This window comes from Algibacter amylolyticus (assembly GCF_014202225.1).
Taxonomy (GTDB): Bacteria; Bacteroidota; Bacteroidia; order Flavobacteriales; family Flavobacteriaceae; genus Algibacter_B; species Algibacter_B amylolyticus.
The window spans coordinates 116543-136888 of sequence record NZ_JACHGE010000003.1 but is presented as its reverse complement, the minus strand read 5'-3'; the positions used below and the strand labels follow the sequence as shown (position 1 = coordinate 136888).

Annotated in this window: 21 protein-coding genes; 9 read left to right on the top strand and 12 right to left on the bottom strand. The window is 33.4% G+C overall.

What is annotated here, in order from left to right:
- Positions 1 to 30: 30 nt before the first annotated feature.
- Genes sppA through HNQ90_RS08245 form a run of 7 tightly spaced genes read right to left on the bottom strand, consistent with a single transcriptional unit; the run spans position 31 to position 7378 of the window.
- Entirely contained in the window at positions 31 to 1794 is a 1764-nt protein-coding gene (sppA, locus tag HNQ90_RS08275) for a signal peptide peptidase SppA (protein WP_144115992.1), read from the bottom strand.
- A 40-nt stretch (positions 1795 to 1834) separates the two neighbouring features.
- Positions 1835 to 2908: an AMP-binding protein gene (locus HNQ90_RS08270; RefSeq protein ID WP_144115993.1), complete on the bottom strand. Its 1074-nt coding sequence runs from the start codon at positions 2906 to 2908 to the stop codon at positions 1835 to 1837.
- Between the two features lie 5 nt (positions 2909 to 2913).
- On the bottom strand, positions 2914 to 3876 hold the full coding sequence (locus tag HNQ90_RS08265) for a CPBP family intramembrane glutamic endopeptidase (protein WP_144115994.1): 963 nt from the start codon (positions 3874 to 3876) through the stop codon (positions 2914 to 2916).
- A 1-nt stretch (position 3877) separates the two neighbouring features.
- The gene (locus HNQ90_RS08260) at positions 3878 to 4915 is read right to left on the bottom strand and encodes an o-succinylbenzoate synthase (protein ID WP_144115995.1); all 1038 of its coding nucleotides are present in this window, start codon (positions 4913 to 4915) and stop codon (positions 3878 to 3880) included.
- Positions 4916 to 5593: a metal-dependent hydrolase gene (locus HNQ90_RS08255; RefSeq protein ID WP_144115996.1), complete on the bottom strand. Its 678-nt coding sequence runs from the start codon at positions 5591 to 5593 to the stop codon at positions 4916 to 4918.
- Between the two features lie 36 nt (positions 5594 to 5629).
- Positions 5630 to 6538: a 1,4-dihydroxy-2-naphthoate octaprenyltransferase gene (gene menA, locus HNQ90_RS08250; RefSeq protein ID WP_144115997.1), complete on the bottom strand. Its 909-nt coding sequence runs from the start codon at positions 6536 to 6538 to the stop codon at positions 5630 to 5632.
- Complete coding sequence (locus HNQ90_RS08245) at positions 6539 to 7378, bottom strand: 1,4-dihydroxy-2-naphthoyl-CoA synthase (protein ID WP_144115998.1); 840 nt, start codon at positions 7376 to 7378, stop codon at positions 6539 to 6541.
- A gap of 352 nt (positions 7379 to 7730) precedes the next feature.
- On the opposite strand from HNQ90_RS08245, the gene HNQ90_RS08240 reads away from it, so the two are divergent.
- Entirely contained in the window at positions 7731 to 7907 is a 177-nt protein-coding gene (locus HNQ90_RS08240) for a hypothetical protein (protein ID WP_172625841.1), read from the top strand.
- Positions 7908 to 8838: 931 nt separating this feature from the next.
- Here the strand turns inward: HNQ90_RS08240 and ung are convergent.
- Complete coding sequence (gene ung, locus HNQ90_RS08235; protein WP_144115999.1) at positions 8839 to 9504, bottom strand: uracil-DNA glycosylase; 666 nt, start codon at positions 9502 to 9504, stop codon at positions 8839 to 8841.
- A gap of 66 nt (positions 9505 to 9570) precedes the next feature.
- On the opposite strand from ung, the gene HNQ90_RS08230 reads away from it, so the two are divergent.
- On the top strand, positions 9571 to 11064 hold the full coding sequence (locus HNQ90_RS08230) for a YfcC family protein (protein ID WP_144116000.1): 1494 nt from the start codon (positions 9571 to 9573) through the stop codon (positions 11062 to 11064).
- 160 nt (positions 11065 to 11224) lie between these two features.
- On the opposite strand, the gene holA is transcribed toward HNQ90_RS08230, so the two are convergent.
- Positions 11225 to 12229, bottom strand: coding sequence for a DNA polymerase III subunit delta (holA, locus tag HNQ90_RS08225; protein ID WP_144116094.1), 1005 nt, complete (start codon positions 12227 to 12229; stop codon positions 11225 to 11227).
- A gap of 62 nt (positions 12230 to 12291) precedes the next feature.
- Between holA and HNQ90_RS08220 the strand changes: the two genes are divergently transcribed.
- From HNQ90_RS08220 to HNQ90_RS08190, 7 genes are all read left to right on the top strand, one after another.
- Positions 12292 to 12738 (top strand): type I restriction enzyme HsdR N-terminal domain-containing protein, encoded by a 447-nt coding sequence (locus HNQ90_RS08220; RefSeq protein ID WP_144116001.1) that lies wholly within the window; start codon positions 12292 to 12294, stop codon positions 12736 to 12738.
- Positions 12735 to 13724: a glycosyltransferase family 2 protein gene (locus HNQ90_RS08215; protein ID WP_172625842.1), complete on the top strand. Its 990-nt coding sequence runs from the start codon at positions 12735 to 12737 to the stop codon at positions 13722 to 13724. The genes HNQ90_RS08220 and HNQ90_RS08215 overlap by 4 nt, the downstream gene beginning before the upstream one ends.
- A 92-nt stretch (positions 13725 to 13816) precedes the next feature.
- Positions 13817 to 14677, top strand: a complete 861-nt coding sequence (locus HNQ90_RS08210) for an OmpA/MotB family protein (protein ID WP_144116003.1) — start codon at positions 13817 to 13819, stop codon at positions 14675 to 14677.
- 423 nt (positions 14678 to 15100) lie between these two features.
- On the top strand, positions 15101 to 15691 hold the full coding sequence (locus HNQ90_RS08205; protein WP_144116004.1) for a TetR/AcrR family transcriptional regulator: 591 nt from the start codon (positions 15101 to 15103) through the stop codon (positions 15689 to 15691).
- Positions 15692 to 15766: 75 nt separating this feature from the next.
- A complete protein-coding gene (locus tag HNQ90_RS08200; RefSeq protein WP_144116005.1) occupies positions 15767 to 16231 on the top strand; it encodes a hypothetical protein in 465 nt (154 codons plus the stop codon).
- Between the two features lie 2 nt (positions 16232 to 16233).
- The gene (locus HNQ90_RS08195; RefSeq protein ID WP_144116006.1) at positions 16234 to 16542 is read left to right on the top strand and encodes a DUF3817 domain-containing protein; all 309 of its coding nucleotides are present in this window, start codon (positions 16234 to 16236) and stop codon (positions 16540 to 16542) included.
- A gap of 12 nt (positions 16543 to 16554) precedes the next feature.
- Positions 16555 to 16767 (top strand): hypothetical protein, encoded by a 213-nt coding sequence (locus HNQ90_RS08190; protein WP_144116007.1) that lies wholly within the window; start codon positions 16555 to 16557, stop codon positions 16765 to 16767.
- A 228-nt stretch (positions 16768 to 16995) separates the two neighbouring features.
- Here the strand turns inward: HNQ90_RS08190 and HNQ90_RS08185 are convergent, their stop codons facing one another.
- The 3 genes from HNQ90_RS08185 to HNQ90_RS08175 all read right to left on the bottom strand — a co-directional run bounded on the left by HNQ90_RS08185 (position 16996) and on the right by HNQ90_RS08175 (position 20146).
- Positions 16996 to 18390: a DUF819 family protein gene (locus HNQ90_RS08185; protein WP_144116008.1), complete on the bottom strand. Its 1395-nt coding sequence runs from the start codon at positions 18388 to 18390 to the stop codon at positions 16996 to 16998.
- 313 nt (positions 18391 to 18703) lie between these two features.
- A complete protein-coding gene (locus tag HNQ90_RS08180; RefSeq protein WP_144116009.1) occupies positions 18704 to 19324 on the bottom strand; it encodes an L-threonylcarbamoyladenylate synthase in 621 nt (206 codons plus the stop codon).
- A 141-nt stretch (positions 19325 to 19465) separates the two neighbouring features.
- Complete coding sequence (locus tag HNQ90_RS08175; protein WP_144116010.1) at positions 19466 to 20146, bottom strand: hypothetical protein; 681 nt, start codon at positions 20144 to 20146, stop codon at positions 19466 to 19468.
- Between the last annotated feature and the right edge of the window lie 200 nt (positions 20147 to 20346).

Sequence of the window (20346 nt, the reverse complement as noted above, 5' to 3'; positions counted from 1 at the left end):
TACTTTAAAGTCCTTTTTATAAGGCCGAATTTATTTAATATTTGTACTGTAAGGGAATAACAACTGAACGCCATTTTTCTGCGACATTGATTTTATTTCTTTTAAAATTTTGTAATTCTCCTCTCCTAGTTCTTCGTTTAAAATGGTTTCTTTAGCTTTTACTATGCCAAAATCTTCAAGCATTTTATCTAAGTCTTTTTCAAAAACAGGAAACTCTCTTATTGAATACTCTTGAAGTTCTGCTGCTTCTGCCGCGTACTTTAATGCTAAATCTAAGCCTCCTAATTCATCAACTAACCCAATTTTTAAGGCATCTACACCTGTCCACACTCGACCCTGTGCAATTTCTTCAACTTGCGCCTTAGTTAATTTTCTGCCTTGCGCTACTCTATTAGTAAACAATTCGTAAACGTTTACAACGCCTTCTTTTATGTATTTTCGTTGTTTATCGCTTAAAGGTTCAAAAAAACTATAAGTTAATGCGTTTTGGTTTGTAATGACTTGTTCTGCATTAATGCCCATATTTTCTGCTAGCTGCTTTCCGTTAGGCAACATACCAAAAACACCAATACTACCTGTAATTGTGGTTGGTTCTGCTATAATTTTATGTGCATTACTAGCAATATAATAACCACCAGAAGCAGCGTAATTACCCATTGATACTATAACAGGTTTTACTTTTTTAGTTAATTCTATTTCTCGCCAAATAAGTTCGCTCGCCAACGCGCTTCCTCCTGGAGAATTAACGCGTAAAACGACAGCTTTAATATTTGGGTTGGTTCTGGCTTCTAGTAGCGACTTTTCCATGGTACCTTGACCAACAGTATTTTCGTCGCCTTCACCATAAATAATATCGCCTTCAGCATAAATGACTGCTATTTTATTCTTATTATACTTTCCGCCCATATGTCGTGATGCATACTCGGAATAGTCTTCCATTGAAATTCTATTTAGCTCTTTTTTAGAATCTAAACCTATGGCAAATTTCATAGCATTAATATATTCATCATGATACGCTACTTTATCTATTAAATTAGATGATTTAGCAAGTTCTGGATTTCTAGCCAACAAACTATCTGCTATAGTATTTAAACGTTCTACAGAAATGTTTCGGCTAATTGAAATATCTTTTCTTATTTCTAACCAAAGTGACTTTAAATAGGCTTCGATTTGAACTCTATTATTATCGCTCATTTCATTTTCTAGAAAAGGTTCTACGGCACTTTTATACTTTCCATGTCTAACAATTTCCATTTTAAACCCTGTTTTTTCTTGGAAATCTTTGAAATATAATTGCTCTGTAGATAAACCTTTAAATTCTAGCATCCCAGCAGGATTAACATAAATGGTATCGGCTACTGAGCTTAAGTAATAATCTTTTTGAGAATACATATCGCCATAAGCCACCACAAATTTACCAGACTCCTTAAACTTTAATAAAGCACCCCGAAGTGCTTTAGTTTGAGAAATTCCTGCATTAATAAAATTATTATCAATTGAAATACCTTTTATATTAGGGTCTGTTGCTGCATAATCTATAGCATCAATAATATTAAAAAGTCCTTTTTTACTACTTTCGTTTAAAAAGGGATATTCTTTAAATTCTATTTTGCCTCCATAATCTTTAATAGGAAAGTCTAAAGTTAATTCTAAAACCGAATTAGACTTTACCTTTACTAAATCATCGGATCCAGAACCTAAAATAGCTCCTAACACGACTAAGCACAGAAAGCAAATAATTAAAAACACAAAAATGCCTGTAACGGTAGACAATACACGTTGAATAAAACTCATGGGTTTAATTTTTAATAATTACAATAAAGCTAAGATTTACTTAAACCAACTGTATAGATTCTAAAGTTTTATTACGATTAATTTTACCAGATTTAGTTTCTTTAAATTTAGATACAAAATGAATTTCTTTTGGCTTTTCATATTTATCTAAGCCGTTAAAAATGGCATTATCAATATCCCTTTTTTCTCCTTCAACAACTAAAATCAGTTTATCGCCTAAAGTATCATCTTCTCTTGACGCAATAAAAAATTCACCTAGTATTTTATCTTGAAGTTTACTTTCAATTTGCTCTGGATATAACTTAATACCTCCAGAATTAATTACATTATCAAAACGCCCTAACCACTCAAAACTAGTGTCTGAAATAATATCGACAATATCGTTAGTTACAATGACTTCATCAGATAATTTAGGTGCATTAATTGTTAAGCATCCTCTTTTATCTTTAGAGACTTTAATACCTGGAAGCGTTGTAAAAAAGGCTTCATCTTTAGCGCCTGTAAAATTATTTAATTTTTTAACAGCGATATGAGATACAGTTTCTGTCATGCCGTAAGTTTCATATACATTGGGCTTTTTATCTTGTACAAGTTGTGCCACAGCCTGAGAAACTCGACCACCACCAACTATTACTGTTTTAATGTTTTTTAAATACTTAGCAAAGTTTTTAAGCTGCATAGGTGTAAAAGCGCAGAACGTATAATCCTTTTCGTAATCAATTAACGGTAAAGCTGCAGGTTGTACCATATCTAGTTCTAGACCTAAAACAATAGCTCTTACAATAGTCATTTTACCAGCAATAAAGTTTGATGGTAAACAATGTAAAATTTTATCGCCCGGTTTTAAATTAAAATAATCGCCGGTTGCTATGGCCGAATTCACCATAGCCTGTTTTTTAATTTCAATTTTTTTAGGTTTTCCTGTAGATCCAGATGTTTTTACAATAACATGATCTTTATCGTCTAACCAATCTAATAAAAACTCTCCTAGTTCTTGTTGGTATGGTAATCCTTCCTTAACATAGCTATAAGCTACTTCCATAAGGTCGTCATACTTATAATTTAAATTATCTAACTTAAATTTTAAATGTACATTCTTGTAATTCGGTGTCATATTTTTTAATCTAAAATTTTATAATCTTCTTTTGGTGGTTCTACCACTTGGCCTAAAAGTTTATCTTTCCAATTAGTCCAATTATATTTTTTGGAAAGTACAAAAAGTAATATAGGAAACACAACAAAAACAGGAACAAATATTTCTGCTAAAGCCATTTCTGATGGATCTGATAAATCTTTTAATATAGAATGTGTTTGTAGCGCTGTCCAATCGGCAGTAACCAATAACGCAGTAAACAAGTTATTAGCTGCATGAAAGCCTAAAGCCAACTCTAAACCATCGTCCATAAGTGTTATGATACCTAAAAACAATCCTGTTCCAATGTAATATACCATAATAACTGGCCCTAATTTTTCTACTTCTGGGTTAGCAATATGCATTAACCCAAAACCTATAGATGTAATTAATAAAGGCGCCCATTTGTTTTTAAAAAGCACCCCTAAACCTTGCATTAAATAGCCTCTAAAAAAATACTCTTCAAAACTCGTTTGCAACGGTATAAATAAAATAGCGATTACTGCAAGAATTAAGAAAGGTTGCAAATTAAAGTTAAGCTGATAATCCTCCGGACTCATAAAATAATCAAATAACACGAAGCCACTAGACACGACACCCCATACTATAAATATGAACCAGAAGCGTTTCCAATCTATTTTTTTTCGGGCTGTAGTTAAACTCGTTATGGACTGCTTATGTAAAAACTTAGATGATAAAAACACACCCACAAGCCCAACAGCAAAAGACAACAGCATAAGAAACAAAAACAAATTACTCCCTAGAACTTTGCTCATTTCAGGAATATCGGTTGGCATACCTACTGAGGCATCTCCAAATATTTTAACGGCTAAAGCAATTCCTAAAGGAATCATTCCTATTAATTGCCACGCAAAAAATATAATAAATGCGCCAATTATATAACGCCAAAAATCGTGTAAGCCTTTATAAGTTTGTTGTATGTAATCCATATTATAAATTAAATTTCCACTGTTTTAAATTACTGTACTGCAATGTACCGTTTTTTACTTGTAAAGGGCTTTCAAAATTATTAGTAAATAAACCGCCAGTACCTAAACCCTGTGGCATATTACTGTGTTTTGAATAGGTGTATTGCGCAATTGCATTTAAACCTATATTACTCTCTAAAGCACTTGTTATCCACCATCCTATTTGTTGTTTTTCTGCAAAATTAATCCAATCGTTACTCCCAGAAAAACCACCAACCAAACTTGGTTTTAAAATAATATATTGTGGTTTAATCATTTGTAGCAATTCTTGCTTTTTTGTTACAGAAAACACACCAATTAATTCTTCATCTAAAGCAATTGGCAAAGGTGTTTTATCGCAAAGTATAGCCATTTGCTCCATTTGCCCTTGTTTTATTGGTTGCTCAATAGAATGTAAATCTAAATCTGATAACACTTTTAATTTCTCTAAAGCTTCAGAAGGATGAAAAGCGCCGTTAGCATCCACACGCAATTCAATATCTTTTGAAGAAAATTGTTTTCGAATAGATTTTAAAAGATTTATTTCTGAAATAAAATCAATAGCTCCAATTTTCATTTTAATACAACTGAAACCCGCATCAATTTTATCCCTAATTTGCTGTTTCATAAAAGCTTCAGATCCCATCCAAATTAAACCATTTATAGGGATAGCATCGTTACCACGAGTAAATTCTGAAGGTATTAAATTAAATGAATCATCACTTTCTAAAGATTTAAAAGCGGTTTCTAATCCAAATTGAATGCTTGGAAATTCCTTTAAACGCATCAATAGTTCGTCTAGACCCAAAGCAATATTATTACAAACCCATTTTAGTTTGTCTTCGTAATCTGCAGTATCATCAATGGATAAACCTCTAAATAATCCACACTCACCTATCCCCTTTTTATTCTCGGAATTTAATATTATAAACCAAGTTTCTTTAGTTTTTAAAACACCTCGAGACGTGCCACTAGCCTGTTTAAAATTTAAAATGTATGAGCTGTACGTTGCTTTTATCATTTATAGTTCAATAAAATCTCCAATTTCCAAAAGCATTAAATCTTTATCCCTTTCAAAGAATTTTCGTTTTGCCACTTCATGGTCTATTTCAATGTAACCGAAAGTATCATAATGATATCCCATTACTTTATCACAATCTATAAAATCGCTGGCTATAATAGCATCATCTACACCCATAGTAAAATTATCGCCTATTGGTAAAATTGCTAAATCTAACTTGGTTTGAAGCGGAATTAATTTCATATCGAAAGTTAAGGCTGTATCGCCGGCTATATAAATATTCTTATGCTCACCTTCAATTACAAATCCACCAGGTTGACCACCGTAACTTCCATCTGGAAACGACGAGGTGTGTATGGCATTTACGTACTTAACGGTACCAAACTCAAAATCCCATTTACCACCATGGTTCATAGGATGTCCATCGATACCAAGTGCACCGAAATAATTAACAATTTCATAGTTTGAAATAACAACTGCGCCCGTACGTTTTGCAATAGCTTCAACATCTACAATATGATCTTGATGTGCATGTGTAACCAAAATATAATCCGCTTTAAGCGTATTAATATCTATTTGAGATGCTTTTTCGTTGGGACTAATAAAAGGATCTACAAGAATGTTGATATCCTTTATTTGAATTCCTAAACTAGCATGACCGTAGAATGTGATTTTCATTAAAAATAAATTATAAGTTTATGAGTACTAAATATACTAAAATGGAAGTAAATGTCCTATTCCTAATAAAATTGCTAATAACACTGTTGTTAAGGCTAGTATTTTTAATTCTGGGTCTAAAAGTTTGGGTTCCTTATTCGCATTAACGCGTTTTAAATGAAGTAATAATGGCACATAGGTAATCATGAAAATTAAATTATACGGAGATGTATAATACAGTATCCCGAATAACCCAGATAGGATAATGGCACCTAAAACCAAAACGTTATGGTAGCGTTTAACTTTTTTCTCTCCCAATTTAACCGCAAGCGTAATTTTATTAGCCTTAGCATCAGACAATCTATCTCGCATATTATTCAGGTTTAATACACCTGTACTCAATAAACCTATTGTAAATGCGGGTAAAAAGGTAACGTGATCTACTTGTTTTGCAAATAAAACATAAGCTCCGATAACGCTAATTAACCCAAAAAAAACAAAAACAAAAATGTCTCCTAATCCCTTGTAACCATAAGCGCTATTACCTACGGTATAACGAATTGCAGCGACAACAGAGACAATAGCTAACCCAAAAAAGAATATGGTTAGCAAAAAATGTTTAACTCCAAATGCCGAAAAGATAAGCGCAAAAGCTAGAATAATAGATATTAAAATATTTAATTTAATACCATTAAAAAGTTCTTCGGGAGTTATATTCCCAGATTGAATAGCCCGAACTGGACCAATTCTATCTTCATTATCTGTTCCTTTTATACCATCACCATAATCGTTAGCAAGATTAGATAATATTTGAAAACTTAAAGTTGTAAGAATAGCAAGTATAAAAATATTCCATTTAAAAACACCATTATAATGGGCTAAACACCCTGCTATTATAATACCGGCAATAGAAAGTGGCAATGTCCGTAACCGCATTGCAGAAATCCAAGTCGAAAAATTTCCCATTTAAGGAATCCATTTTTTATCAAAATTAGGCTTACGTTTTTCTAGAAAGGCATTTCTGCCCTCTTTGGCTTCATCGGTCATATAAACTAAACGTGTAGCTTCACCAGCAAAAACTTGTTGCCCTACCATACCATCATCGGTTAAATTCATAGCGAACTTAAGCATTTTAATGGATGTTGGCGATTTTCCAAGAATTTCTTGAGCCCATTCGTATGCTGTAGATTCTAGCTCATCATGAGGTACTACAGCATTAACCATTCCCATTTCAAAAGCTTCTTGAGCCGAGTAGTTACGACCTAAGAAAAATATCTCTCTTGCTTTTTTCTGCCCTACCATTTTTGCTAAATAGGCCGATCCATATCCACCATCAAAACTTGTTACATCGGCATCGGTTTGTTTAAAAATAGCATGCTCTTTACTTGCAAGAGTTAAATCGCAAACCACATGTAAACTGTGTCCGCCACCTACAGCCCAACCAGGAACTACAGCTATAACAGCCATAGGCATAAAACGAATTAAACGTTGAACCTCTAGTATATTTAAACGATGATACCCATCTTCCCCTACATAACCTTGTTTTCCTCTTGCCTTTTGATCGCCTCCACTACAAAATGAATACACACCATCTTTTGTTGATGGTCCTTCGGCAGATAATAACACAACTCCAATATTAACATCTTCGTTTGCATCATAAAAAGCGTCATATAATTCGCTTGTTGTTTTTGGTCGAAATGCATTTCGAACATTTGGTCTATTAAACGCTATTCTAGCAACACCATTACACTTTTTATAAGTGATGTCCTGGTATTCTTTGGCTACGACCCATTCCGGTTGATTCATAATTAACTATAATTTTACCCAAAAATAAATTTATTTAAGCAAAACACCCTTTCGATTTAAAAAAAATAGCACAAAAATAGCGAATATGTTGATTTTTAGATGGTTATATTATTTAAGCGTTTTATTGAATTGTCACCAAAAAAAAGTACCTCAAAATAACGATAACTCAATTTTTTACTTAAGAAATTGACTATATCTTAAAAATACTAAAATACGTACAACTAAGTATTGATAGATGCTAAACATTTGTTAATTTTGTATCGAACAACAAACAAATTATTATTTTACTGACAATTGCTTGCTGTTTAGCGGATTAATATGTAAATTGTCGGACTCTAAATCTTGTATGCCTATGTTACTAACAATTACTCTAATTCTTTCTGGTCTTGTAATCTTTAATCTGTTACTACTTAAATTAAGTTGTAACAAGACTATTAAAGCTCAAAAAGTTGACAAAAAACCTGTTGTTTTAAGAACACGCTTAACCGTTGCTCCTACTACGCAAACACTTGCAGCTACTGGTAGTTAATACTAGTATTTTTTGCGATTGATATACCAACGGCAATAAAATATTTTTATTTTATTGCCTGTTTTGTTTTTATCACTTTTCACCTTCTAAAGGCCCTAAGTATTTTGTTTTTTAAATAGCTCGTTAACAATTAAACGAGAGCACTTTACGCTATTTTATGGTGTTAATTTTGTCTTTTCACTAACATCAATCTTTATATTTTAATTACTTTTTATTCTATTACTCGTTATTTTCACTCCAATACTTTCGTTTTATAATATTTCAACGCATCGTAAAGGGAAAAATTGAGACTAAAAGCCTCTTCTATATATCCTTTATTAACCCTTTATAACTCATATAATTAGATATATCTTAATTAGTTAGCAATAAAGCTTTTTAATTGTAATTGTGACCAAAAAATAAACTTAGGGTCTCACTAAAAATCTTAAATGCCAATGTTACTAACAACTACTCTAATTTTTACTGGACTTGTAATCTTTAATCTTGTGCTACTTAAACTAAGTTGTAACAAGACTATTAAAAAAAATAAAATAGACAAAAAACCTGTTGTATTAAGAACCCGATTAACCGTTGCTCCTACTACTCAAACCCTTGGTGCTACTGGTAGTTAATGTTTTAATGTTTACCACTTATTTATAAAAGTCATAAAAACATTTATGCTATACAATACATGGATATATAGCATTAGCAATACTCTAAACGTCAACCTAACAGCTCAATAACTTTCTACACAGACAATTTTTATTGTATGCGTTAAAAAATTGTACTTGTTATATGTGACCAAAATATATTTTTCGTGTCTAACTTATAACACAAAAAATTATGTTAAACATTATATCTATAGTTATATTATTTGCCTCAATAATACTGGCATTCTTTTTTCTTTTACACATTTTGTATAAAAATAAAAGAGAAAACGAAAACCAATTGTTTACCAAATAATTCGATCTAACCCACTTTTATCCAAATGTGTATTGGTGTAATAAAAATGTTTATTACCAAACCAATAACCTCTATTAGCACTTAATGGCGATGGATGCCCAGAAGTAAACACCTCATGTTTTTCCACATCAATTAATTTTATTTTCTTTTTCGCATATCCGCCCCAAAGCAAAAACACAATATTTTCCTTTTTATCGCTTATTGTTTTTATTACAGTATCGGTAAAAGTCTCCCATCCTTTTTTCTGATGGCTTCCTGCTTCATGAGCTCTAACGGTTAAGGTTGCATTCAATAATAAAACCCCTTGGTTTGCCCAACGCATTAAGTTTCCGCTTTCCGGATACGGTATATCTAAATTGGTTTCGAGCTCTTTAAATATATTTTTTAAAGACGGCGGATGCGCCACACCATCATTTACAGAAAAACATAAGCCATTAGCTTGCCCTTCGCCATGATAAGGATCTTGACCAAGAATAACCACTTTTACATCATCAAAATGACAATAATTAAAAGCATTAAAAATTTGATCTTTTGGCGGATAGCATATCGTGTTTTTGTATTCCGTTTCAACAAAACGCATTAAGTCCAAAAAATAAGGTTTACTAAATTCTTCTTTTAAATAAGGTTGCCAACTTTTGTGGATTGCAATGTTCATTTCTCAGTTAATATTTAATAAAAACTAAAATAGTACTATCTTTCGTTTAATTAAAAATTTATAGCCTTGAAAAAAATTAAATTCCCAACCGCCCAAACCATATTAATCATTATAGCTGGATTAGTAGCTATTTTAACTTGGTTTGTGCCTTCTGGAAAATATGATTCCTTGTCCTATAATTCATCTAGCAACAAATTTACGCAAACAAGTTTGGAGCAAATCACGCAGTTAGATGCTACTCAAGAAACCTTAAACACCCTTGGTATAAAAATTCCATTAGAAAAATTTACATCGGGCGATATTTGGAAACCTATAAGCATTCCTAATACATACCAACAAGTTGAAGCCAAACCTCAAGGTATTATACCTTTTATTAAATCGCCCATAAAGGGAATAATTGAAGGTGCCGATATTATTTTTCTAGTCCTAATTATAGGTGGTCTAATAGGTATAATAAATTACACAAGTGCTTTCGATGCTGGTATATCATGGCTAGCCAACACCTTAAAAGGTTATGAGTTTATCCTTATTATATTGGTAACAAGCTTAATTGCCGTTGGCGGAACCACCTTTGGTTTAGCCGAAGAGACCATAGCCTTTTACCCCATACTTATTCCCATATTTTTAGCCGCTAAATACGATGCTATGGTGCCGCTTGCCTGTATTTATATAGGCTCTTGTATTGGCACCATGTGTTCCACTACAAACCCGTTTTCTGCAATTATAGCATCAGATGCGGCAGGAATTAATTGGACCACCGGTATTACAGGACGTTTTATCATGCTGTTTTTAGGCACCTTAATCTGTATTCTATATATAATAAGGTATGCACAACGTGTTAAAAAAGACCCCACAAAATCTATAATTTACGATCAAAAGGAAGCCATCGAAAAGCACTTCGGAAACAGCACCAATGCATCCATAAAATTAACCTTTCGGTTACGCCTAATCCTAATCATTTTTATGTCTTGTTTTGTAGTCATGATTTATGGTGTATCGCAATTAGATTGGTGGTTTGTAGAAATGACCGTTACCTTTTTAGTGGGCGCCATAGCCATAGGCATCATTGGTAAAATAAAAGAACACACCTTTGTCGATGTTTTTGTAAAAGGCGCCGGCGATTTACTAGGTGTAGCTATTATTATTGGTATAGCACGAGGCATCACTATTATAATGAACGACGGCCAAATTAGCGACACCCTTTTATATTACGCCAGCAACACCACAAACGGCATGAATAAAGGCGTTTTTATTAACGCTATGCTCTATATTTATGGAGGGTTATCCTTTTTTATACCATCATCTTCAGGAATGGCCGTATTAACTATGCCTATCCTATCGCCGCTTGCCGATGGCGTTGGTATAGGCAGAGAAATGATAGTAAACGCTTACCAATACGGCATGGGCTTATTCGCATTTATAAACCCAACAGGATTAATATTGGCATCTTTAGCCATCGTAAAAGTAGGTTATAATAAATGGCTAAAATTCGTTATACCATTGGTAATTATCCTACTTATTTTTACTATGCTTGTGCTAACAATTTCTGTTTATTTATAAAATAATAGAATAATTTGGGCGCTACCACAAGGGTCGGGCTATTCGTTACAAGTCCTCGCACCTCCTACGTCGGGCTGTGGGCTATCCACTACTATCCCTAGCGCACATTCTAGTACCATTAAAATTTTAGTAACTCAATTTAAAAAATTCCAAAACCCTTTTAAGAAAGTATTCTAACCAAAAGCTCTTTAAGCAAATCGCCTTGTGGCACAGCGTTAGATCCTACACCTTTACCCTTTACATCAAACTCTCGTAACGTCGATACTACGGCACTAACTTTTCGCATCGGAAAATTTCTAGCAGCAGTAATATAATCGTTTACAAAATAAGGATTCACCTTTAATGCAGAAGCCACACTTCTAGGCGACTTATCTTTCAACCCATGAAAATGAAGCAGTTGCGAAAAATAACTAAACAATAACGAAACCGTTACCACCATGGGGTTATCCTTTGGGTTTTCACCAAAATAATTAACTATTTTGTGCGCTTTAAGCACATTACGTTCGCCAATAGCCTTTCGTAATTCAAAATTATTATAGTCTTTACTAATCCCTATATTTTCTTCAATATGATCTGGCGAAATTTGGGTGCCTTCGGCTAAAATAATTTGAAGCTTTTCTAGCTCGTTATTAATTTTACTTAAATCGGTCCCTAAAAACTCAACAAGCATATGCGCCGCTTTAGGTGAAATGGTATAGTTTTTTGGCGATAATACACGCCTAATCCAATCGGGTACCTGGTTGTCATAAAGCTTTTTACTTTCATAAACCACACAATCCGGTTTAAGTGCTTTATATAACCCTTTACGCTTATCAATCTTTTTGTATTTGTAATTAATTACAAGTACTGTAGAGGGTTGCGGATTTTTAGCATAGGCTGCTAGTTTTTCAATATGGCGCGATAAATCTTGAGCTTCCTTAACAATAACCACTTGGTACTCTGCCATCATAGGAAAACGTTTAGCTTGCCCAACAATATCATCTATGGTAACATCTCTACCATATAATACCATTTGGTTAAAACCACGCTCCTCTTCACTTAGTACAGAGCTTTCAATAAAATCGGAAATTTTATCAATATAATAAGCCTCTTCACCCATTAAAAAATAAATGGGCTTAAGGTTTTTGTTTTTAATATCGGTAACTAGCTGTTTTACTTCGTCCAAAGTGTCTTTAAAATTTTTTATTAAAATCACTACAAGTGACTTAATAATGATAAATTTGTGAGGTGCAAAATTTAAATTTCCCTACATATCAATTCCGTTTCAAAAATAGCGAAAATAAAGTTTCTATTTTCGATCCTATACGCAAAAAATTTATCGTTTTACAGCCCGAAGAATGGGTGCGCCAACATTGCATTCAGTTTTTAGTACAAGAAAAAGGCTACCCGCTATCGCTAATAAATGTTGAGAAAGAAATAATCATTAACGATTTAAAAAAACGTTACGATATTGTGGTTTATAATCCCAATGGCAGCATTCATTTAATTGTAGAATGTAAAGCCCCTAAAATAAGCATCAATCAATCTACTTTCGATCAAATTGCACGTTATAACCTAGAGTTAAATGCCACGTTTTTAATGGTAACAAACGGATTAAATCATTATTATTGCCAAATGGATTTTGAAAATGAACGCTATCAATTTTTAAAAGATATTCCAGAATACCAATCATGAAAATTGCAATCGTTATACTAAACTGGAACGGACAAAAACTATTACAACAGTTTTTACCATCGGTAATACAGCATAGTCAAGGTGCCGATATTTATGTAGCAGACAATGCCTCGACCGACAATTCCATTGCCTTTGTAAAAACCAATTACCCCAATATAGCACTAATACAAAACCAAACCAATGGCGGATATGCCAAAGGCTACAACGACGCATTAAAACATGTAAAGGCAGATGTTTATTGCTTACTAAACAGCGATATCGAGGTTACTCCAAATTGGCTTACACCTATTATAAACACCTTTAAAACCGAGGCTAATACAAGTATAATTCAGCCAAAAATATTAGATTTTAATAACAAGGCGTATTTTGAATATGCTGGTGCTGCAGGAGGCTTTATAGATAAATATGGCTATCCGTATTGTAGAGGTCGTATTTTTGATACCATCGAAAAAGACCATGGACAGTATAACGATACTACCGAAATATTTTGGGCAACAGGCGCCTGTTTATTTATAAGAAGCAACGTTTACCAACAATTAAATGGACTTGATGAGTATTTTTTCGCTCACATGGAAGAAATCGATTTATGCTGGCGCGCAAAAAACCTAGGTCATACCATAAAATATGTTGGGCAATCTACAATATATCATGTAGGCGGAGCAACGCTTAAAAGTACAAACCCCAGGAAAACCTTTTTAAACTTCCGGAATAGCTTAATTACCTTAACCAAAAATGCCAATGGCTTTGTATTTGGTAAAATATTTGTGCGTCTTATATTAGATGGTGCAGCAGCCATTAAGTTTTTATTGCAATTAAAACCGTTACACATGCTAGCCATATTAAAAGCACACTTTAGTTATTACAAGCAATTACCACGAGTACTAAAGCAACGAAAAGCCATAAAAACCAAAACAAAGTACTATTCTACAACATCTATTGTGTACGATTACTTCGTATGTAAAAAAACAGAATACCGCAGTTTATAAGACTATTAGCAAAAGTTTTGTTAAAATGTTAAAAACCACCGAATTTTGTATATTTTTGTAGTTAATTATAGAAATTAATCCTTAAAATAATCATGAGAAAAATTTTATTACTAAGTGCATCTGCAATGCTTTTATTAAGTTCATGTGTATCAAAAAAATTGTTCACAGACCTTGAAGCAAAACAAAAAGAAACTCAAGACTTACTTAACTCAGCAACTGTAAAACTTAACTCTTGTTTAGAGGACAGAGCATCAGCTACAGCACGTGTAGAGGCTATGAAAGATCAGCTTGACGATTTAAAAAAGAACAATACAGCTTTAATTAAAAGTTCTCAAGATTTAACAGAATTAACATCTAAAGGCGCAACAAACCTTGAAAAATCTTTAGAGTCTTTACAAGAAAGAGATTTAAAAATTACACGTTTACAAGACGCTATCTCTAGAAAAGACAGTGTAACATTAGCTTTAGTAACTAGCTTAAAGCGTGAAGTTGGAATTAACGATCCAGATATTGAAGTAAATGTTGAAAAAGGTGTGGTATTTATCTCTATCGCCGATAAATTATTATTCCAATCAGGAAGCTACAATGTAACCTCTCAAGCAAAAGGTGTGTTAGCAAAAGTAGCTAAGGTAATTAACAGCAAACCAGATTTCGAAGCTATGATCGAAGGTCATACAGACAGCCAATCATACAGTAAAGGTGTGTTAGTAGATAACTGGGATTTAAGTGTAAAACGTTCTACTTCTATCATTAGAGTATTACAAGAGTTAGATGTTAACCCAGGACAGTTAATCGCTGCAGGTCGTAGTTCTTACGTGCCATTAGCCGATAACGATACTGCTGCAAACAGAGCAAAAAACAGACGTACACGTGTTGTTATACTTCCAAAAATCGATCAGTTTTACGACATGATTGAAAAGGAAATGAAAAACCTAGAAGCAGGTAACAACTAATACCGCTCACAAATATATACCAAAAGCTCAATCGAAAGATTGGGCTTTTTTTATGGCCGGGAAAACGTGAATCTCACCACTGTTTAGATTTTTTTTGGAGCCTGTCTTGAGCGAAGTCGAAAGGCGCACCCTAAAGGGTCAGGCTTTCACTACTCGCTTCCTCCTATGTCGGCGAGCTCAAACATGCCGTTCAATCCTTAACGCAACTTATAAACTCAATATCAAATTTATATAATCGCTTTAGCATACTACTTGAATTTGTCAGAAAAATCACCTAAATTCGTTTAACAATCGATAAATTTCATTGAAACGGAAACTTATCTTTGCATTACCTACAACCTGAAAATAGCCGAATAGATTGAAATTTTGAACAAAAACTATTTTATTGTTTCTTTGTATAAAAAATACTGAATAGTATCTTATATGAAAAAGGCAGAATCAACACGACTGACAATACTACAAAAAGCATTTGAACTGATTTATACTAAGAGTTATCAAACAACAAGTATTGATGACATTATTGCTACAACACAAGTAACAAAAGGAGCTTTTTATTACCATTTTAAAACCAAAGACAAGATGGGAGTTGCCATTATCAATGAAATTCTGAAACCAAGATTTACAAACAATTTTATTCAACCGCTACAAAAAGAAGAAAACCCATTGGAGGCTATTTATTATCTAATGGATAACCTTTTAATGAAAAATGAGTTTTTAAAAGTTGAGTATGGTTGTCCAGCATCAAACTTTACACAAGAGATGACTCCTTGGAATACTGACTTTAATATTGCTTTAAACGAGCTAACACAAGAATGGATAAAAGTAATGACAGCTATCATTGAAAAAGGAAAGGAAAACAAATTTGTACGTAATAATGTTAATGCAAAACAGGTAACAATGTTTATTATGTCAGGTTATTGGGGTATACGAAATTTTGGGAAATTAGAAAACAGTAAAAAACCATATCTATCTTATTTAAAGCAACTTAAAAATTACCTCAATAGCTTAAAATAATTTTTTATTTAAAAACATACTAATTAGTATGTTTTTATTTACTTTTACATTAAAATTAAAAAACCACAATGTAAAATGTATTTAACATTATTATCTATTCACTCATTAATCCGTTGGTTTGTTCTAGCTTTTTTGGTTTATTCCATTTATAGAGCATTTATTGGATACTCAAAAAACAAATCATTTTCAAAAGTAGATAATGCTTTTCGACATTGGACAGCAACCATGGCACACATTCAGTTAATGGTTGGTATATTACTTTATACACAAAGTCCGATAATAAAATACTTTTGGAAAGAAACCAAAATAGGTTTACAAAATTTGGACTTGACATTCTATGGTTTAATACACATTTTTCTAATGTTGACTTCTATTGTTGTATTGACAATTGGTTCTGCAAAAGCAAAAAGAAAACCAACAGATAAAGAAAAATTTAAAACAATGCTTCTTTGGTATTCCATTGCTTTATTAATCATTTTTATTGTAATTCCTTGGACATTTTCACCACTATCAAGTAGACCTAATTTTAGACAATTTTAATTATGAAAAAGTATTTTACAACAACAATCGGACGTTTACGACTTCTTGCTTTCTTAGAAGGATTTTCATTACTTGTTTTGGTTTTTGTAGCTGTTCCAATAAAATATTATTATGACAATTCTTCACTTTCAAAATCTCTTGGGCCTATTCACGGTGCATTATTTTTACTGTTTTTAATAAATGCTTTAAAAGTAAGTATCGAACAACAGTGGAAATTCAAAGAAACAACTTGGAAAATCCTTATCGCTTGTTTTATTCCATTTGGCACTTTCTACATTGATTATAAAATCCTTCGCAACATAAACAGATAAAAAAAGATAATAATGGTATTTGTATTTAAAACATCAATAAGTTCTAAAAAAACAATCAAACTACTAACACCACATTTAAACAAATTATTAGCAGATTCCAATTGGAACTTTGACCTTGAAGATTGTGACAATATTTTACGGATTGATAGCCAAGTTAATATTGTAAAAAAGACCATTGAAATTTTAAACGACAATGGCATTAAATGTGAAGAGTTACCCGAATAGAAAAAGGCAGTAGGTAACAATGTATAAAAAACATAGGGCGTTCGTGCTAAACTGAAAGGTCTGTGCTTATTAACAAAGTCCGCGTTAGGGATTGAACGGCATGTTTGAAATCCCCGACATAGGAGGGATTGAGTAGTGAAAGCCTGACCGCCTTCCCTGAGCGCAGACGAAGGGTGTGGTAACCTTTCGACTACTCTTAAGACAGGCGCCCAAATAGCACTCAAAAAACTAACTTACCCACTTCATCATTAAAGCACATGCAAATGCGGCATACGTGCCTAAAGCATAGCCTAAAACCGCCAACAAAACACCTACAGGTGCTAACGACGGATGAAAAGCTCCTGCCACCACAGGTGCCGAAGCTGCACCACCAATATTAGCTTTAGAGCCTACTGCCAAAAAGAAATATGGGGCTTTTATAATTTTAGCGACTACAAATAGTAAACCAACATGTATAAGCATCCAAACGAAACCAATGGCGAATAGGCTTATGTTTTCTACTATGGCATTTAAATTCATTTTCATACCAATAGAGGCTACCAAAATGTAAATAAACACGGTGCCTATTTTACTTGCGCCTGCGCCTTCGTAACTTTTTATTTTGGTAAAAGATAGTAGAACACCAACGGTTGTTGCGGTAATTATTAACCAGAAAAAGGCACTACCTAGTCCGAAATCGACCAAAAACGGGGCGTTTTCTATTACCCAAACGCTTAAATTATCGCCCACAAAATGGCTTAATGAGGTTACACCGAAACCAATACCTAAAAGGATTATTAAATCGTTAAAGGATGGAATTCTTGCAGTTTCTAAACTAAAGGTTTCCATTTTATTTTTTAATGCGGTTATAGAGGAGTTGTCGGCTTTAAAATAAGCGTCTATTTTATCGGATTTGGCAACGCCTAATAATAGGAATGCCATCCAAACTTCGGCCACCAAAACATCTACTACAGCCATGATACTAAACAGGCTGTCGCTTACCTCCCACTGCTCTTTCATGGCGAGTTGATTGGCGCCACCACCAATCCAGCTTCCAGCTACGGTTGATAGTCCTTTCCATAGCTCGGTGCCTTCTACATCTATTAAAATATCTGGAGCTACATAACTAAAAAATAAAATAGCCAACGGACCACCAATCATTACCCCAAAGGTTGCGGTTAAAAACATGATTAAGGCTTTGGAGCCTAATTTAAAAACACCTTTTAAATCGATACTCATGGTTAATAACACCAAGGCTGCGGGTAACAAAAACCGCGACGACACATAATACAACTTGCTACCATCTATAAACTGGGCATACACCGAAGTATCTATTTGGTTTGCGGCGATATAAACTTTTAGGTCGTGTAAATTGCTGACTCCTTCTAGATTGCCATAAAGAGCTTGTAAGTGCTTTATTGTTGCTGTAACGTCTATCCATTTATCGGCTATTAACCCTACAGAACTTAATACCGATGGTAAAAAGTAACACAGTAATAGCGCTGGTACAATTTTATAAAACTTTGAAAACCTTGGTAAACTGGAGGTGTGAAATATGAGTGCTAGCGTAATGCAAAGGACACCGAATATAATAGTATCGGAAGCAAAAATGGGTATATCGCTGTTAATCTCTGATATATTCATGGGCTAATTTCTGATTTTTGCGGTTTGGAAATTTAAATTAATTTGTTATGCTAGTTTTAAAGAAATAGATGGCGTTTTATTTTGAATTGAAATACTGATTTTAAAGTGGTTCTCGATACAATCTCGAAAAAATTCGAGATCACTCGAACTGACATTTAGTCTTTATAAATTGATTTATGATAATTTGTGAGCTATCTTTTAAAACTAGATGGCGTTTTATTTTGAATTGAAATACTAGTTTTAAAGCGGTTCTCGATACAATCTCGAAAAAATTCAAGATCACTCGAACTGACATTTAGTTTGATATGGTGATTTAAAAAATCTCTAAGCTGCCCTTACCTTCTCTAATTACTATAGGTTCGCCTTCTGATAAATCGATAACCGTTGAGGGTTCATTATCGCCATAACCACCATCGATTACCAAATCGACTAGGTTATCCCATTTTTCTAGAATTAATTCGGGATCTGTAGTGTACTCTAAAACTTCATCGTCGTCGCGAATGGATGTTGAAATAATTGGGTTTCCTAATAGCTTTACAATTTCTAGGGCTATATTATTGTTAGGCACACGAATACCAACGGTTTTCTTTTTCTTGAATGGATTTGGTAACGTTTTTGAACCTGGAAGAATAAAGGTATACGCTCCTGGAAGTGCACGTTTTAAGATTTTAAAAACGGAAGTATCTATTTGTTTTACGTAATCGCTTAAATTACTTAAATCGTGACAAATGAATGAGAAATTAGATTTTTCGAGTTTTACACCTTTAATTCTCGCTACTTTCTCTAAGGCTTTAATGTTAGTAATATCGCAGCCTAAACCATAAACGGTATCGGTTGGGTAAATAATTAAACCACCCTTTTTTAAAACATCTACAACTTGCGCAATTGCTTTGGGATTTGGGTTTTCATTATATATTTTTAGAAAAGTAGCCATTTTTTATCTCGTGAATTTACGTATACAATTTAAATATTATTTTGGTATGCTAAAGTGATTCCTTAAATAATTTAAACCCTAAAGATAAGACATATAAAAAAAGCACGATTTAAAACTTAAATCGTGCTTTTATAATTAGGTTTAATAGCCCATTCGCCCACCGCCTCGAGACGAACCTCCTTGTCCGCCACCAAGAGACCTATTATTGTTGTTTTCTGATTCGGCTTGTGGCTCTAAATCTTTTTTAACAGCTATTTGATATTTAAGCCATTTTTTAAATTGCTTTTCATTTAATATGCCTTCTAGCTTTGTATTAAGCTTTTCTTCTTCCTCTTGAATTCCTTTTTTAGCAGGTTCCATTTTTTCTTCTGCTAGCCTTTTGGCTTGTCGCATTGGGTTATCTTGATTATCTTCCTGCATACCATAATCACCAGAACCTCTTTGCTGACCTCTTTGTGGTCTTGATGATTTCATGAGTGCATTCATATACACATTTAGCGTATCGAAATTATCCTTATTATTAAGCGCAATCTCATTTACCGCTTGGTTATATGTCATTATAGCCTGACGAACATCTAAAATTAAGGCGGCTTCTTTTTTACTTTTTAGTTTAATTTTATCGACCGCTTCATTATCATCATAATTAAAAGTCCCAACAATGTTTGAGGCATTAAACTCCACCATTTTTGGTCGTTGGCGTTCACTTTGGTCTTGACCTTGACCTCCTCCCATAGTACGACCACCACGACCACCGCCACCACCAGGTTGCGCTTGCGACTCACTAAAACTTAAAGCACATAGTAATAAAAGAAAAATTTTCATACAGGTATTTATTATTTGTTTATTAGGTTTTAGATGCTTTATTTAAAATAAACTTGCGCTGTTTTTTTTTTTTGAAAATGTAAGGAAGTTAGAAGTCGGAAGAAAGAAGTTGATTGACAAAAGTTGATTGACCGAAGCCGGAAGACCGAAGTCAGAAAACGGAAGACCGAAGACCGTTGACCGAAGACGGTTGACCGAAG

Bases quoted from the DNA above. Each gene is read 5' to 3' on its own strand.
- HNQ90_RS08205 (WP_144116004.1), top strand. From the start codon at position 15,101: ATGAAAAAGGCAGAATCAACACGACTGACAATACTACAAAAAGCATTT.
- HNQ90_RS08240 (WP_172625841.1), top strand. From the start codon at position 7,731: ATGTTACTAACAATTACTCTAATTCTTTCTGGTCTTGTAATCTTTAAT.
- HNQ90_RS08270 (WP_144115993.1), bottom strand. From the start codon at position 2,908: ATGACACCGAATTACAAGAATGTACATTTAAAATTTAAGTTAGATAAT.
- sppA (WP_144115992.1), bottom strand. From the start codon at position 1,794: ATGAGTTTTATTCAACGTGTATTGTCTACCGTTACAGGCATTTTTGTG.
- HNQ90_RS08175 (WP_144116010.1), bottom strand. From the start codon at position 20,146: ATGAAAATTTTTCTTTTATTACTATGTGCTTTAAGTTTTAGTGAGTCG.
- HNQ90_RS08245 (WP_144115998.1), bottom strand. From the start codon at position 7,378: ATGAATCAACCGGAATGGGTCGTAGCCAAAGAATACCAGGACATCACT.
- HNQ90_RS08185 (WP_144116008.1), bottom strand. From the start codon at position 18,390: ATGAATATATCAGAGATTAACAGCGATATACCCATTTTTGCTTCCGAT.
- HNQ90_RS08195 (WP_144116006.1), top strand. From the start codon at position 16,234: ATGAAAAAGTATTTTACAACAACAATCGGACGTTTACGACTTCTTGCT.
- HNQ90_RS08255 (WP_144115996.1), bottom strand. From the start codon at position 5,593: ATGAAAATCACATTCTACGGTCATGCTAGTTTAGGAATTCAAATAAAG.
- HNQ90_RS08180 (WP_144116009.1), bottom strand. From the start codon at position 19,324: ATGGCTACTTTTCTAAAAATATATAATGAAAACCCAAATCCCAAAGCA.
- HNQ90_RS08265 (WP_144115994.1), bottom strand. From the start codon at position 3,876: ATGGATTACATACAACAAACTTATAAAGGCTTACACGATTTTTGGCGT.
- ung (WP_144115999.1), bottom strand. From the start codon at position 9,504: ATGAACATTGCAATCCACAAAAGTTGGCAACCTTATTTAAAAGAAGAA.
- HNQ90_RS08190 (WP_144116007.1), top strand. From the start codon at position 16,555: ATGGTATTTGTATTTAAAACATCAATAAGTTCTAAAAAAACAATCAAA.
- menA (WP_144115997.1), bottom strand. From the start codon at position 6,538: ATGGGAAATTTTTCGACTTGGATTTCTGCAATGCGGTTACGGACATTG.
- HNQ90_RS08200 (WP_144116005.1), top strand. From the start codon at position 15,767: ATGTATTTAACATTATTATCTATTCACTCATTAATCCGTTGGTTTGTT.
- HNQ90_RS08260 (WP_144115995.1), bottom strand. From the start codon at position 4,915: ATGATAAAAGCAACGTACAGCTCATACATTTTAAATTTTAAACAGGCT.
- HNQ90_RS08215 (WP_172625842.1), top strand. From the start codon at position 12,735: ATGAAAATTGCAATCGTTATACTAAACTGGAACGGACAAAAACTATTA.
- HNQ90_RS08210 (WP_144116003.1), top strand. From the start codon at position 13,817: ATGAGAAAAATTTTATTACTAAGTGCATCTGCAATGCTTTTATTAAGT.